This window comes from Methylobacterium sp. J-001 (assembly GCF_022829565.1).
Classification (GTDB): domain Bacteria; phylum Pseudomonadota; class Alphaproteobacteria; order Rhizobiales; family Beijerinckiaceae; genus Methylobacterium.
The window spans coordinates 46017-61067 of record NZ_JAKSYN010000169.1 but is presented as its reverse complement, the minus strand read 5'-3'; the positions used below and the strand labels follow the sequence as shown (position 1 = coordinate 61067).

Below are 15051 nucleotides of genomic sequence, written 5' to 3'. Positions count from 1 at the left end.
CCTGACCGGAATCCTGCTGGCAGGAGGCCAGGGAGCGGCGGTGGACCTCAACACGATCGAGACCGTGATCCGGCCCCGGGACCGGGCCGACCTGCCGGACTGGCGAGGCGGGGATGTCTGCCTAGCCGGTGGGACCTGGCTCTTCTCGGAGCCTCAGCCTGGAATGCGACGGCTCGTCGACCTGACGGCGCTGGGCTGGGCACCCTACGCGATCACGCCGGAAGGTCTGACGCTGGCGGCGACCTGCACCATCGCTCAGTTCGATCGACTGGAGCTGCCGCCGGACTGGATCGCCGCCCCATTGGTCGGGCAATGCTGCCGGGCACTGCTCGGATCGTTCAAGGTCTGGAACGTCGCCACGGTCGGCGGCAATCTGTGCATGGCCCTACCGGCCGGGCCGATGATCGCCCTGGCCGCGGCCCTGGAGGCCATTTGCACGATTTGGGCGCCGGACGGGAGCGAGCGCCGTCTCCCGGTGACGGAGTTCGTGCTCGGGCCGCAGCAGAACGCCCTTCGACCCGGGGAGATCCTGCGCAGCCTGGCGTTTCCGGCCTCCGCCCTGACCCGGCGCACCGCGTTCCGGCGCATCAGTCTGAGCCCGAACGGCCGCTCCGGGGCGCTGCTGATCGGCACGCGCGATTCGGCCGGCGCCTTAACAATAACCGTCACGGCGTCGATCCGCCGGCCCCTGCGGGTTGCCTTCGCGGCCGTGCCGGGTCGCGATGCACTCAAGCGAGCGCTCGCGGAGACGATCCCGGACGAGCTCTATTACGACGACGTGCACGGAGCGCCGGACTGGCGCCGGCACATGACCCAGCACCTCGCCGGAGAGATTCGCGACGCGCTGGCGGATGGGGCGCCGGCATGAGGCTCACGATCAACGGCCAGAGGCACGATGGCGCGCCGCGCCCCGGGCAGTGCCTGCGCACCTATCTGCGCGAGGCTGGCTGGTTCGGGGTGAAGAAAGGCTGCGACGCGGGCGATTGTGGCGCCTGCACGATCCATCTGGATGGCGAGCCCGTGCATAGCTGCCTGCTCCCAGCCTTCCGGGCCGAGGGGCGCAGCGTCACGACCATCGAGGGTCTGGCCGGGTCCTGCCGGCCGGAGGATGCGGCGCCCGACGCCCTGCACCCGATGCAGGCGGCCTTCCTGGCAGCCCAGGGCTTCCAGTGCGGCTTCTGCACGCCGGGCATGATCATGACCGCGGCCGCCCTCGACCAGGGCCAGAAGCGGGATCTCGGCATTGCCCTCAAGGGCAATCTCTGCCGCTGCACCGGCTACAGGGCCATCCGCGACGCCATCGCGGGTAGGGCGCATCGTGACACCACGGCGGGCGGCGATCCGATTGGCCAGAGCCTGCCCGCCCCGGCCGCTTCCCAGGTGGTCACCGGGCGAGCCCGCTTCACCCTCGACGCGCCGCCGGCCGACGCGCTCCATATGAAGGTTCTGCGCTCGCCCCATGCCCATGCCCGGATCGTGGCGATCGACACCACGGAGGCCTATGCTATTCCCGGCGTCGTCGCAGTCCTGACCTATGCGGACTCGCCGCAGCGTCGGTTCTCCACCGGCCGCCACCAGGATCCGCGCGACGACGCTGCCGACACCCTGGTGCTCGACGCGATCCTGCGCTTCGTCGGCCAGCGCGTCGCCGCGGTGGTGGCGGAAACCGTTGCGGCCGCCGAGGCCGGCTGCCGGGCGCTGCGTGTCACCTACGAGGTCCGCCCGGCGCTCCTCGATCCGGATCGGGCCCTCGCCGCGGACGCCCCGACAGTCCACGATCCGTTGGATCGATCCGGTGATGATGCGCCGCCTCTGACCCGCCACCCGAACCTGGCCGCGGAAGTGCACGGCGAGGTCGGCCATGTCGAAGCAGCCTTCTCCGAGGCCGATCTGGTCTACGAACAAACGTTTCGGTCGCAACGGGTCCAGCACGTCGCCCTGGAGACTCATGGCTGTGTTGGCTGGCGCGACCCGGATGGACGCCTGACGCTCCGGACCAGCAGCCAGGTGCCGTTCCTGACCCGTGACGCTCTCTGCGACCTATTCGGATTTGAACGCGACGCCGTGCGGGTGGTCTGCGCCCGGGTTGGAGGCGGCTTTGGCGGAAAGCAGGAGATGCTGACCGAGGATCTCGTGGCGCTCGCAGTCCTGCGCACGGGCAGGCCTGTGCAATGGGAGCTGACCCGCCAGGAGCAATTCACCGCCACGACCACGCGCCACCCGATGCGGGTCACCGTGAAAGTGGGCGCGCGCCGGGACGGCCGACTCACCGCGATCAGCCTCGATGTCCTTTCGGAGACCGGCGCCTACGGCAACCATGCCGGCGGCGTAATCCATCACGGCTGCAACGAGGTGCTGGCCGCCTATGCCTGCCCGAACAAGCGGGTCGACGGCTACGCGGTCTACACCCACGCGCTGCCGGCCGGTGCCTTCCGGGGCTACGGCCTGAGCCAGACGATCTTTGCGTTGGAATCGGCTCTCGACGAGGTCGCGCGGTCCCTTGGCATCGACCCGTTCGATCTGCGCCGGATCAACGCCGTGCGACCGGGCGACCCGATGGTGTCGAACAGCCTGGAGCCGCACGACGTGGTGTACGGCAGCTACGGGCTGGACCAGTGCCTCGACCTCGTTGAGCGTACCCTGAGAACCGATCCGGGCCCGGAACCCGAGCCCGGCTGGCGCGCAGGGACCGGCATGGCGATGGCCATGATCGACACGATCCCGCCCCGCGGCCACCACGCCGACGCGCATGTGAAGCTGGATCCGGAGGGCCAAGTCACCGTGCGGATCGGAACGGCCGAGTTCGGCAACGGTACCACCACGGTCCATCGCCAGATCGCCGCCTCGGTGCTCGGCATCGCGCCGGACCGCGTCCACGTCGCGGGCGCAGACACCGATGCGGTCGGCCACGATACCGGGGCCTACGGCAGCACCGGCACCGTCGTGGCCGGCCTCGCGGTGCTCCGCGCCGCCGAAGCGCTGGCGGAACGGATCCGCGAGCGCGCCGCGGAGCTCTCCGGCGCGGAGCCGGCCGCCTGCAGGCTCGCGAGCGGCACGGTGGAGACGCCGAGCGGCCCGATGGCACTGAGCGAGATCGGCCCGCTCGCGGCGCGGGGCCGGGCCGATGGCAGCCCGCGCTCGGTGGCGTTCAACGTCCAGGCCTTCCGGGTCGCGGTCCATCCGGTGAGCGGCGAGGTCCGCATCCTCAGGAGCATCCATGCCGCCGATGCCGGCACGGTGATCAACCCGATGCAGTGCCGCGGCCAGATCGAGGGCGGGGTCGCGCAGGCGATCGGCGCCGCCCTCTACGAAGATCTGGCGATCGATTCCGACGGCCGGGTCGTCACCCAGGCGCTGCGCGATTACCACATCCCGGCCTGCGCCGACGTGCCGGAGACCGAGGTGCTGTTCGCGAACACCCATGACAGCGTCGGCCCCTTCGGGGCAAAGTCCATGAGCGAATCGCCCTACAATCCGGTGGCGGCGGCGCTCGGCAACGCGATCCGCGACGCCACCGGGGCTCGGCTCACTGCGACGCCGTTCGCACCCGACAGGATTTTCCGCGCCGTCATGGCTGGCGTGAGCGGGGAGGGGTGATGGACGTCAAGCGCGAGGCCGCGATCCCAGCCTCCGGTCCAGCGGGCTTTCTGGAGCGGCGGTTCCGGCTTTCCGAGCACGGCACCACGGTGCGGACGGAGCTGCTGGCCGGCCTGACCACCTTCCTGACGATGGCCTACATCGTCTTCATCAATCCCAGTATCCTGGCCGATGCCGGCATGCCCAAGGGGGCGGTGTTCGTGGCGACGTGTCTGGTCGCGGCGCTCGGCTCCCTGGTGATGGCACTCTACGCCAACTATCCGATCGCCCTGGCCCCCGGGATGGGGCTCAACGCCTATTTCGCCTACGTGGTGGTGCTCGGCATGGGCTTCACCTGGCAGGCCGCCCTCGGGGCGGTGTTCATCTCCGGGCTATGCTTCCTGGCGGTCACCCTCACGGGCCTGCGCGCGATCATCGTCGAGGGCATCCCGCGCTCGATGCGGATCGCCCTCACGGTGGGGATCGGGCTGTTCCTGGCCGTGATCGCGCTCAAGAATGCCGGCATCATCGCCGCGAGCCCCGCGACCTTCGTGACGCTCGGCGACCTGCACAAGCCGAGCACGGTGCTGGCGGTGATCGGCTTCCTGATGGTCGCGGCTTTGTCCGCCCGGAGGGTGAAGGCAGCGCTCCTCACCAGCATCCTCACCGTGACGGTCCTGAGCTTCATCTGGGCCGGCAACGCCTTCCAGGGCGTGGTCTCGCTGCCGCCCTCGATCGCCCCGACCCTGTTCGCCCTCGACCTCTCCGGCGCCCTGTCGGGCGGACTGCTCCACGTCGTCCTGGTGCTGTTCCTGGTCGAGCTGTTCGACGCCACCGGCACGCTGATGGGCGTGGCGAGCCGGGCCGGCCTGCTCACCGAGGGACGGATGCAGCGCCTCGACCGGGCCTTGATGGCAGACTCCGCCGCGATCTTCGTGGGCTCGCTGCTCGGCACGTCGAGCACCACGGCGTATCTGGAGAGCGCCTCCGGGGTGGCGGAGGGCGGCCGCACCGGGCTCACCGCCGCCACCGTGGCCGTGCTGTTCCTGGCCTGCCTGTTCTTCGCGCCGCTGGCCGGCGCCGTCCCGCCCTACGCCACCGCGCCGGCCCTGTTCTACGTCGCCTGCCTGATGCTGCGCGACCTCGTCGACCTCGCCTGGGATGACCCCACCGAGGTGATCCCGGCCTGCGTGACAGCCCTGCTCATGCCCTTCACCTACTCGATCGCCACCGGCGTCGCTTTCGGGTTCATCACCTACGCAGCCTTGAAGCTGCTGACGGGCCGGGCTTCGGAGGTCAAACCGGTGGTCTGGGTGATCGCGGCCCTGTTCCTGTACAAATTTGTCGAGACCGGCAGCACGCATTAGCGGAACACGCGACGGTTCTCTGCCTGCTCCGCAACCATCCCCTGTCTTGTCTGGGTGCTGCAGGGGGCGATCCAGCGCCACTTGTCTGCAAGGCGAGTGTTCAGGCCGTCGGCCTCTCCGAATCCCAGCGCCGCCGCGCGGCTCGCTGACGCCGGGTGGGATCTCGCGTTTCGGCGCCACGTCCGCAGGGCAGAGCTGAACTCTGCCAGCCTGTTCTGTCCGGCCAATGACCTGAAATCGCCGTCCTCGATCGGCGCCGGTTTTGTCCGTGGGATCGTAAAGAGCACAGGCTGGAAGCCGACTATCTTACGGTAGCTTCGACCCGTCAGCGGCAGCCGTCGCCTTTGACGGCTGCCGCGCGCTTTGGCGCTGTTACGTCAGGCGAGCCGCCGCCCAGGCGATGTGGTCGGCCATGAAGGTCGAAATGAAGAAATAGGAGTGGTCGTAACCCTCGCGCATGTTGAGGGTCAGGGCGATGCCAGCCTTCTTGCAGGCTTCCTCCAACAGCCACGGGCGCAGGCCGTCTTGCAGGAAGCTGTCGGCGGTGCCCTGATCCACCAGGAACTCGGGAAAGCGCTTGCCGTCCTCGATCAGCGCGGTGGCGTCGTGGGCGCGCCAGGCGGCCGAGTCGGACCCGAGATACTTCTCGAAAGCCGGCTTAGACCAACCGGCCGTGGAGGGCTGGGCGATCGGCGCGAAGGCGGAGCAGGACTTGAAGCGGTCCGGGTAGGTCAGCGCGATGGTGAGCGCCCCGTGGCCGCCCATGGAATGGCCGAAGATGCCCTGGCGGGTCATGTCGGCCGGGAATTCCTTCGCGATGAGCGCCGGCAGCTCGTCCGTGATGTAGCTCCACATCCGGTAGTTCTTGTCATAGGGCGCCTGCGTGGCGTCGAGGTAGAATCCGGCGCCGGAGCCGAACTGCCAATTGCCTTCCTCGTCCGGGATGCCGGGGCCGCGCGGGCTGGTATCCGGGGCCACGATGATCACGCCGTGCGCGGCGGCGGCAGCGCGGTACTCGCCCTTGTCCATGACGTTGGCGTGCGTGCAGGTGAGACCCGACAGGTACCACAGCACCGGGACCGGGCCCTTCTCGGCCTGGGGCGGCACGAACACCGCGAAGGTCATCGGGCATCCCGTGGTCTGGGCATCGTGCTTGTAGACGCCCTGCGTGCCGCCGTGGGCGCGGGCCTTCGAGATGGTTTCCATCGGCTGGGATCTCCTGCTCGGGACGCGAAAGCCCCGCTCGAGGGCCGGATTGCCGGCCCGGGGCTTGGCGAATGCGGGGATATGCGAGGGGCTCCCCGGCCTTGCGGGCGGGGGAGCCCCGGATCTGTTTATCTCAGTAGACGACCACGGACCGGATCGACTTGCCCTCGTGCATGAGGTCGAAGCCGTGGTTGATCTCGTCGAGCGGCATGGTGTGGGTGATCAGATCATCGATATTGATCTTGCCCTCCATGTACCAGTCGACGATCTTCGGCACGTCGGTCCGGCCGCGGGCGCCGCCGAAGGCCGAGCCCTTCCAGACGCGGCCGGTGACCAGCTGGAACGGACGGGTGGAGATTTCGCGGCCGGCCTCGGCCACGCCGATGACGATCGACTCGCCCCAGCCGCGGTGGCAGCACTCGAGCGCCTGGCGCATCACGTGGACGTTGCCGGTGCAGTCGAAGGAGAAGTCGGCACCGCCGCCTGTGAGATCGACGATGGCCTGGACCACCTTGTCGGTGCCGATCTCGCTCGGGTTGATGAAGTCGGTCATGCCGAATTTGCGGGCCATGGCCTGCTTCTCCGGGTTGATGTCGACGCCGATGATCTTGTCGGCACCCACCATCCGGGCGGCCTGGAGCACGTTGAGGCCGATGCCGCCGAGACCGAACACCACCACGTTCGCGCCGGGCCAGACCTTGGCCGTGTAGATCACCGCGCCGATGCCGGTGGTCACGCCGCAACCGATGTAGCAGATCTTGTCGAAGGGGGCGTCTTCGCGGATCTTAGCCAGCGCGATGGCGGGCAGGACCGTGAAGTTCGAGAAGGTCGAGCAGCCCATATAGTGGAAGACGGTGTTCGATCCGGAGGGGCTGCCGCCGGTGGAGACGCAGGAGAAGCGGCTCGTGCCGTCCGGCATCACGCCCTGGCCCTGGGTGGCGCGGATCGCGGTGCACAGGTTGGTCCGCTGCGAGAGGCAGGACTTACAGTTGCGGCATTCCGGCGTGTAGAGCGGGATGACATGGTCGCCGGGCTTCAGCGCGGTAACGCCGGCGCCGACCTCGCGGACGATGCCCGCGCCCTCATGGCCGAGGATCGCCGGGAACTTGCCCTCGGAATCGAGGCCCGAGAGGGTGTAGGCATCGGTGTGGCAGATACCGGTGGCCATCAGCTCGACGAGAACCTCGCCGGCCTTGGGCCCCTCGATATCGATGGTCTCGATCGTGAGGGGCTTCTTGGCCTCCCACGCGACCGCGGCGCGCGTCTTCATCACGTGTTCCTATTGTCTGGACGATCACGGACGGCGTCGAACGGCCGACTCTTCGGCGCGCGACGCTCCAGGGCGGCACACCGAACGGTCCGAAAATCTGTCGCGTGTGTGATGCTTCTGGCGCCAGGATGCAACGTCTGCGTCCGCGTTTTACGGCGTGCGCCCGGCGTTCTGGCAGGTTCGGGGTGTGCGTCGCGTCCCGGACGCTTGAGCCACGCGCTGACGTCGCCGCGCATTCGTACCGTGCTATGACCCGGACCAGGGAGCTTGGCCGACGCACCACCTGTCGGCGGGAGCCGGTACCCGTTCCATCCGTTTCCGCGACACCGCCCGCAGCGTCGGCGTAGAGACGAGACGTCGGTTGGCTTACCCCGACTGTGCCGGCGCCTTTTTAGAGAAACCAAGGTTGCAGCTGCGTTAAGGTCCGAGGTGGTCTTGCGGACCCATTCCAGGGCCCATCAGGACATCCTGCCTGAGCACAAAACCGCGCCGTGGCCGCGACGGACCGTGTTGCGACCAGCTGAGAATTCCGAGACCGATTCCGTTGGCGTGGCAGTCCGGCTATCCACGATGGCGGCCGAGACCGCGGAGCCGATCTATGTCCGGGATCGTCAGGGCGAAGCTCGGGATACGGCCCGGGTCGGAACAGACGGTGCCGACTGCGTCACGGACCGACGTCACCGGCAGGGTGTGATCCCATCGTAGCGCGGCTCGGCCGCCTCGTTTCCGAAGCGCCGATCACTCCGCGTGATGGATGGCCAAGACGACCTGGGCTTGGCTGTATGGCTTCGGTACGAATTGACCGTGGTCTGGCACTTCCCGGTCGGAGAACCGATGCCGGCCGGAAGTCAGCACGAGACGAATATCGGGCCAGGTCCGGTGGACACGCTCTGACAGGGTCATGCCGCACATCGATCCTGGCATGTCGACATCGGTGAACAACACGCCAATGTCAGACCGATCATGCAGGATGAACCAGGCTTCGTCCGCATGGCGCGCTTCGATCACCGCGAAACCCGCATCCTCCAGTAACTCGACGGCGTTCAACCGCACGAGATCATCGTCCTCGACGACGAGAATGATGGACGATTCCGGGGCGCGCTCCAGCGACATGGCCGATCAACCGGCAAATCCGGAATCGGTTGCGCATCGGGATGGTGATTGCAAAACTGTCGCGTCAGTCTCCCGTCGCCGACAACGGAGCCCCGAACGAGGGAGCAAACCGGCCGACACGGGGTTCTGGATCCCGGCGGCAGAATCCCGCTTCTCGACCTTTGGCTTGTTCAGAACGCTCATGGCTGACGATCCCGCACTGACCGGTGACGAGTGGACGCTCGCCAGTTTTACCGGGGCGATACACCGGGGCGGGGTCGGTTTGTGGGCCTGGTCCCCGGAACGACGCCTGGCACAGCTTGACAGTTTGTGCCGGGCCTTTTGGGGGACGACTGAGCCTCTGGTGGGCATCGACACACTGTTCACCAAGGTCAATGCCGAGGATCGCCATGGGATGATGCTGGACTGGACGGCAAGCGCGACCGATCCGCAGCCTTACAGCTTCGACTTTCGCATCGGCGAGGGGGCCGAAGCACGCTGGATCTCCGCCCGCGGTGTCGGCGGCGATGCCGGCCGGGTGGGCGATTGGGTTCAGGCCATCTTCCTCGATATCACCGACCGCAAGCGCGCGGAGGAGGCCGAGCACTTGCTCACCGCCGAACTCGCGCACCGCGTCTCGAACATGTTTACGGTCGCCCGCGCCCTCACCGCCATCGTCGCTCGCGAGGCCAAATCGACCCCGCATTTCGCAGAGGACCTATCCCGGCGGTTCGGTGTCTTGCACGAGGCGACCACCTTGGCGACCCGTTCGCACAAGCTCGACCAAGGCAACGTCAGGCTGCGGGATCTCGCCGAGCGCATCCTGGCCCCCTACCAGCATGATGCCAACATCACAGTCGACGTCGAGGATGCTGCCGTGACCAGCTCCGACCGGATCAACGACTACGCGATGATCTTCCACGAACTCGCGACGAACTCAGCGAAGTATGGAGCGCTCTCGGCCGGGGGCAGGCTCACGCTGACCGGGCGCATCGACGGCGATGCCGTGAAACTGACGTGGGAGGAAGGGGCCGCACCATCCGGAGCGGCGAAGGCTGAAGGCACAGGGTTCGGCTCGCGTCTTCTCAAACAGACCATCGAGCGCAGCCTGAGGGGAAGCTTCCAGCGCATCATCGACGATGGCGGACTGCACTTCGCGATGGTCGTTCCGGTCAAATGAGGCTTTGGGCGACGTCGCGATGGCCTAACCTGGAGGTTATGGGCCGGTCGATACACGGGGATGGCCGTGAAGATTGATGCCGTTGCCCGACCGCGCGAGGGCACCCACAGTTTGCTTCGGCGAGCAGGGGACTGACCCCGGCAATCAGCGCCGCCGTCACGCGCGGCGGCGCCTAGGCTCGACAAGATCGCAGCCGCTGCGCCGGAAGGTATGCTCTTGGGCTTTCCTGTGGATCCACGCGCCGTCTCGGTCGGACAGCGATCGCGTTGCTTATAAGTCTGCCTACTTGCTGAGTTTCTTCATCCGGACGCCGCCGAACTGGCGGCGGAGCTGATGCGGGCCGACGAGCAGTTTAACCACGCTCATAAGATTGAATCGGTAGGCCGGTTCAGAGGCAGCGCAACGCACGTTATCGACGTTCGTGCCGGTTGCAGACCCCTAATTTGATCGTGTTGATTGGCAAGAACTGCCGTCAGATCATCGACCTAACGACAGTCACAGGAGGTGTGCTGAAGAGGAGCGTATGCCCGAAGCACTGTCTTAAGTGCCTCGGACATACGCCGTTCCTCTTATGAGCAGCCGGTCGTGCTTCCGCAGGTGTCGCACTTCAGGCATGTGCCGTTGCGGACCAGCGTGAAGTTCGCGCATTCCGGGCAGGCCTCGCCGACATAGCCTTTCATCTTCGCCTCGGCGCGGCGGTCGGCGACGGTCCGCTCCACCTTGGTGAAGGGAAGGGTGTCGGCGATCGTCTCGGACAGCCCGGCGACCGCCGGCTCGGCCTTTAGCGCCGAGGTGCCGTGGATCGCGTGGACCGTGCCGCCGGCCGGAGCCGTCTGGCCGGTGCTGGCGGCACCGACGCCGACCGTGCCGCCCGCCGGGCCGCCCTGGATCAGGGTGAGCCGGTCGGCCGAGCCGCGCAGCAGGCCGCGCGACACGATCGAGGAGGCCGGCGCGGGCTTGGGGCCCTCGCGGGTGGTGTCGGCCGCCTCGCCGCCGCCGATCACCGTGCCGCCGATCTCGGCGGGGCTGACATGGGCGAGGTCGGCGCGGCCGAGATACGAGACCGCCAGCTCCCGGAAGACGTAGTCCAGGAGGGAGGTCGCGTTCTTGATTGCATCGTTGCCCTGCACGAAGCCGGCCGGCTCGAACCGGGTGAACGTGAAGGCCTCGACATACTCCTCGAGCGGCACGCCGTACTGGAGGCCGAGCGAGATCGCGATGGCGAAGTTGTTCATCAGGCTCCGGAAGGTCGCGCCCTCCTTGTGCATGTCGATGAAGATCTCGCCGAGGCGTCCGTCGTCGTACTCGCCGGTGCGCAGGTAGACCTTGTGGCCGCCCACCACCGCCTTCTGGGTATAGCCCTTGCGCCGGGCCGGCAGCTTCTCGCGGGATCGAATGTGCTCGACCCGCTCGATCACCCGCTCGACGATCTTCTCGGCGATCTGGGCGGCCTTGGCCGCCGCCGGCGCCTGGATCAGGGCCTCCAGGGCGTCGTCGGCATCCTCGTCCTCATCGGCGATCAGGGCGGCGTTGAGCGGCTGCGACAGCTTCGAGCCGTCGCGGTAGAGGGCGTTCGCTTTGAGCGCCAGGGTCCAGGACAGGCGGTAGGCCGCCTTGCAATCCTCGACGGTGGCGTCGTTGGGCATGTTGATCGTCTTGGAGATCGCCCCCGAGATGAACGGCTGGGCCGCCGCCATCATGTGGATGTGGCTCTCCACCGAGAGGTAGCGCTTGCCGATGCGGCCGCACGGGTTGGCGCAATCGAACACCGGGTAGTGCTCGGGCTTGAGGCCCGGTGCGCCCTCCAGCGTCATCGCCCCGCAGATATGGGTGTTGGCGACCTCGATGTCCTTCTTCGAGAACCCCAGGAACGGCAGCAGCTCGAAGGTCGGGTCCGAGAGCTTCTCCGCCGGGACCTTGAGCGTCTGGATCAGGAAGTCGTCGCCCACCGTCCAGCGGTTGAACACGAACTTGATGTCGAAGGCCGACTTCAGGCCCTTCTCCACCGCGGCGATCTTGTCGTCGGTGAAGCCCTTGCCGCGTAGGGTCGTGGGGTTGATCGCCGGCGCCTGGCCCATGGAGCCGTGGCCGACCGCGTAGGCCTCGATCTCGGCGATCTCGGATTCGCGGTAGCCCAGCGCCCGCAGCGCGTCCGGCGCCGCCTGGTTGATGATCTTGAAGTAGCCGCCGCCGGCGAGCTTCTTGAACTTCACCAGGGCGAAGTCGGGCTCGATGCCGGTGGTGTCGCAATCCATCACGAGGCCGATCGTGCCGGTGGGCGCGATGACGGTCGTCTGGGCGTTGCGGTAGCCGTGTGTCTCGCCGAGCTGGAGCGCCCGGTCCCAGGCCGCGCGGGCATGGGCGCCGAGATTGTCCTGCGGGATGTTGGCGTGGTCCAGCGGCACCGGGGCGATGCTCAGGAACTCGTAGCCCTCGGCCTCGCCGTGGGCGGCGCGCCGGTGATTGCGGATCACCTTCAGCATCGCGTCGGCGTTGTCGTCGTAGGCCGGGAACGGCCCGAGCTCGGCCGCCATCTCGGCCGAGGTGGCGTAGGCGACACCGGTCATGATCGCGGTGAGGGCACCGGCCAGCGCCCGGCCCTCATGCGAGTCGTAGGGCAGGCCCATGGTCATCAGCAGGCCGCCGATATTGGCGTAGCCGAGGCCGAGCGTCCGGTAGCGGTAGGACAGCTCCGCGATCTCCTTGGACGGAAACTGCGCCATCATCACGGAGATCTCGAGCACCACCGTCCAGAGGCGGTTGAGATGCTCGAACGCCTCGACGTCGAACTGCTTGGTCTGCCGGTCGTACATCGTCAGCAGGTTGGCCGAGGCCAGGTTGCAGGCGGTGTCGTCCAGGAACATGTACTCGGAGCACGGGTTCGAGGCCCGGATCCGGCCGCCCGACGGGCAGGTGTGCCAGTCGTTCATCGTGGTGTTGAAGTGCAGGCCCGGGTCCGCCGAGGCCCAGGCGGCCTCGCCGATCTTCTCCCACAGGTCCCGCGCCTTCAGGGTCTTGGCGGTCTTGCCGGTGGTGCGCTGGGTGAGGTGCCAGTCGGCATCGGCGTCGACCGCCCGCAGGAAGTCGTCCGTGAGCGAGACCGAGTTGTTGGAGTTCTGGCCGGCGACCGTGAGGTAGGCCTCGGAATCCCAGTCGGTGTCGTAGACGGGGAAGTCGATCTTGGTGAAGCCCTGGCGGGCGAACTGGACGACGCGCTTGATGTAGGCATCCGGCACGGAGGCCTTGCGGGCGGCCTTGATCTCGCGCTTCAGGGCCGGGTTACGCTCCGCATCGAAGCAGGCATCACCCTCGGCCTCGCACTGGGTGCAGGCCTTCATGACCAGGCCGAGATGCTTGGACACGACCTTCGAGCCGGTCACCAGGGCGGCGACCTTCTGCTCTTCCTTCACCTTCCAGTCGATGAACGCCTCGATATCCGGGTGATCGATATCGACGATCACCATCTTGGCGGCCCGGCGTGTTGTACCGCCGGACTTGATCGCCCCGGCCGCCCGGTCGCCGATCTTGAGGAAGCTCATCAGGCCCGACGACTTGCCGCCGCCGCCGAGCTTCTCGTTCTCGCCGCGCAGCGCGGAGAAATTCGAGCCGGTGCCGGAGCCGTACTTGAACAGGCGCGCCTCGCGGACCCACAGGTCCATGATGCCGCCGTCGTTGACGAGGTCGTCCTGCACGCCCTGGATGAAGCAGGCATGCGGCTGCGGATGCTCGTAGCTGGAGGCCGAGCGGGTCAATTCACCGGTGCGGTAATCGCAGTAGAAATGGCCCTGGCTCGGGCCGTCGATGCCGTAGGCCCAGTGCAGGCCGGTGTTGAACCATTGCGGCGAGTTCGGCGCCACCATCTGCTTGGCCAGCATGTAGCGCAGCTCGTCGAAGAACGCGGAGGCGTCCTCCTCGGAGGAGAAGTAGCGGCCCTTCCAGCCCCAGTAGGTCCAGCAGCCGGCCAGGCGATCGAACACTTGCGTGGCCGAGGATTCCGAGCCGATGCGCTCCTCTTCCGGCAGCTCGACCAGGGCGGCCTCGTCGGCCACCGAGCGCCACAGGAAGGAGGGGACATCGTTCTCCTCGACCTTCTTCAAGCGAGCCGGCACGCCGGCCTTGCGGAAGTACTTCTGGGCCAGCACGTCGCTGGCGACCTGGCTCCAGCTCTCCGGCACGTCGATGCCGTCCAGGCGGAACACCACGGACCCGTCGGGATTGCGGATCTCGCTCAGGGCCTTGCGGAACGGAATGCCCGTGTAGGGCGACTGTCCGGCCGTGGTGTAGCGACGCTCGAACCGCATGAAACACACCTCTCCCGTCGGGACACGAATGTCCCGGCCCCGCTGGACGCAGGGTCGATACCCATTAAGGGGGTCGCGTTCACCCGCCCCCGGAAACCAGGCGCGTGGCGAGTCAGCGAAGATGATTCTAGGGCCGGTCGAACCTGCCGAAACGCACCACAGGGGCGGCGCGACCGATGCAGAGACATTACCGCCGTGATCGCTCTCACGTCAACAAGTGGTGTGCGGGCGACCGGTTCCCCGCTAGATGTTGTGCCGGCTCGCATAAACCTGTGGATATCCGGGGCACCCCGGATAAGTGCCCTTCCCGCATTCGGGATTCGGATCGGAAAAATTTTCGATCCACACCCTAAAGTAGAGGCACTTTAGCGCAGCTTGTGAATAGCCGACTGATGTCCGAGGCCGGCGTTGCCGCGCAGCGACAGTTGGGCCGAACCGCTGGACTCGTGGGCGCGCGCTCACCATAACGGCCCCACGATGCGCCTGCGCGGCGCGGCTTGAAACCGGGACCGGCGATGGCGCTGAAGGACACTTTGCTGCGCGTCTTCACGTGGTGGAACGGCCAGACCGTTTCGCTGGCGCTCCAGACCGCGCGTACCGGCATCTTCGTCGGCGAGGACGATTTCGGAAACAAGTATTACAAGGCCGAAGGCGCGTTGATCGACCGCTCGGTCGGCTCCGAGCGGCGCTGGGTGGTCTATAACGGCTACGCCGATGCCTCGAAGGTGCCGCCGGGCTGGCGCGGCTGGCTCTGCCACAATGTCGATCTCGCCCCCAGCGAGGAAGACTACAAGCCCCGCGCCTGGCAGCAGCCCCACGTCGAGAATCAGACCGGTACGGCCAACGCCTACCGGCCGCAGGGCTCGCAGCTCTCCTGGGGCTCCCGGGCAGCCGCAACCGGCGATTACGTCTCCTGGACGCCCGGCGACTAGGCTTGCGGCTCCGGCGCCCTTTTGCCGCCACCGTTCCGGTGTTCACCTCAGAGCTATCCGATCCGACCGCCGCGCCCGTGACGGCGCGACCGGCCTCTCTCTAGAGCCTCGCCCCGGACTCGGGCCG

General features: G+C 67.4%; 9 protein-coding genes. 5 read left to right on the top strand and 4 right to left on the bottom strand.

All coding sequences use genetic code 11. The features are described 5' to 3' along the window. Window positions 1-40 precede the first annotated feature (40 nt). From MKK65_RS21485 to MKK65_RS21475, 3 genes are read left to right on the top strand one after another with little or no spacing between them, the layout of a single operon-like run. Window positions 41-868 (top strand): FAD binding domain-containing protein, encoded by an 828-nt coding sequence (locus MKK65_RS21485; protein ID WP_243960141.1) that lies wholly within the window; start codon window positions 41-43, stop codon window positions 866-868. Next, the gene (locus tag MKK65_RS21480; protein WP_243960140.1) at window positions 865-3597 is read left to right on the top strand and encodes a molybdopterin-dependent oxidoreductase; all 2733 of its coding nucleotides are present in this window, start codon (window positions 865-867) and stop codon (window positions 3595-3597) included. The genes MKK65_RS21485 and MKK65_RS21480 overlap by 4 nt, the downstream gene beginning before the upstream one ends. Next, on the top strand, window positions 3597-4943 hold the full coding sequence (locus MKK65_RS21475) for an NCS2 family permease (protein WP_243960139.1): 1347 nt from the start codon (window positions 3597-3599) through the stop codon (window positions 4941-4943). Before MKK65_RS21480 ends, MKK65_RS21475 begins: the two co-directional genes overlap by 1 nt. Before the next feature lie 372 nt (window positions 4944-5315). Here the strand turns inward: MKK65_RS21475 and fghA are convergent, their stop codons facing one another. The 3 genes from fghA to MKK65_RS21460 all read right to left on the bottom strand — a co-directional run bounded on the left by fghA (window position 5316) and on the right by MKK65_RS21460 (window position 8532). Continuing rightward, window positions 5316-6149 (bottom strand): S-formylglutathione hydrolase, encoded by an 834-nt coding sequence (gene fghA, locus MKK65_RS21470; RefSeq protein ID WP_243960138.1) that lies wholly within the window; start codon window positions 6147-6149, stop codon window positions 5316-5318. Between the two features lie 133 nt (window positions 6150-6282). Then, the gene (locus MKK65_RS21465; RefSeq protein WP_243960137.1) at window positions 6283-7419 is read right to left on the bottom strand and encodes an S-(hydroxymethyl)glutathione dehydrogenase/class III alcohol dehydrogenase; all 1137 of its coding nucleotides are present in this window, start codon (window positions 7417-7419) and stop codon (window positions 6283-6285) included. A gap of 738 nt (window positions 7420-8157) precedes the next feature. Continuing rightward, complete coding sequence (locus tag MKK65_RS21460; RefSeq protein ID WP_243960136.1) at window positions 8158-8532, bottom strand: response regulator; 375 nt, start codon at window positions 8530-8532, stop codon at window positions 8158-8160. 181 nt (window positions 8533-8713) lie between these two features. Between MKK65_RS21460 and MKK65_RS21455 the strand changes: the two genes are divergently transcribed. After that, complete coding sequence (locus tag MKK65_RS21455) at window positions 8714-9691, top strand: sensor histidine kinase (protein ID WP_243960135.1); 978 nt, start codon at window positions 8714-8716, stop codon at window positions 9689-9691. Between the two features lie 569 nt (window positions 9692-10260). On the opposite strand, the gene MKK65_RS21450 is transcribed toward MKK65_RS21455, so the two are convergent. Further along, a complete protein-coding gene (locus MKK65_RS21450; RefSeq protein ID WP_243960134.1) occupies window positions 10261-13992 on the bottom strand; it encodes a vitamin B12-dependent ribonucleotide reductase in 3732 nt (1243 codons plus the stop codon). 515 nt (window positions 13993-14507) lie between these two features. Here MKK65_RS21450 and MKK65_RS21445 point away from each other — a divergent pair. Continuing rightward, window positions 14508-14924, top strand: a complete 417-nt coding sequence (locus MKK65_RS21445; RefSeq protein WP_243960133.1) for an NADH:ubiquinone oxidoreductase subunit NDUFA12 — start codon at window positions 14508-14510, stop codon at window positions 14922-14924. Window positions 14925-15051: the final 127 nt, after the last annotated feature.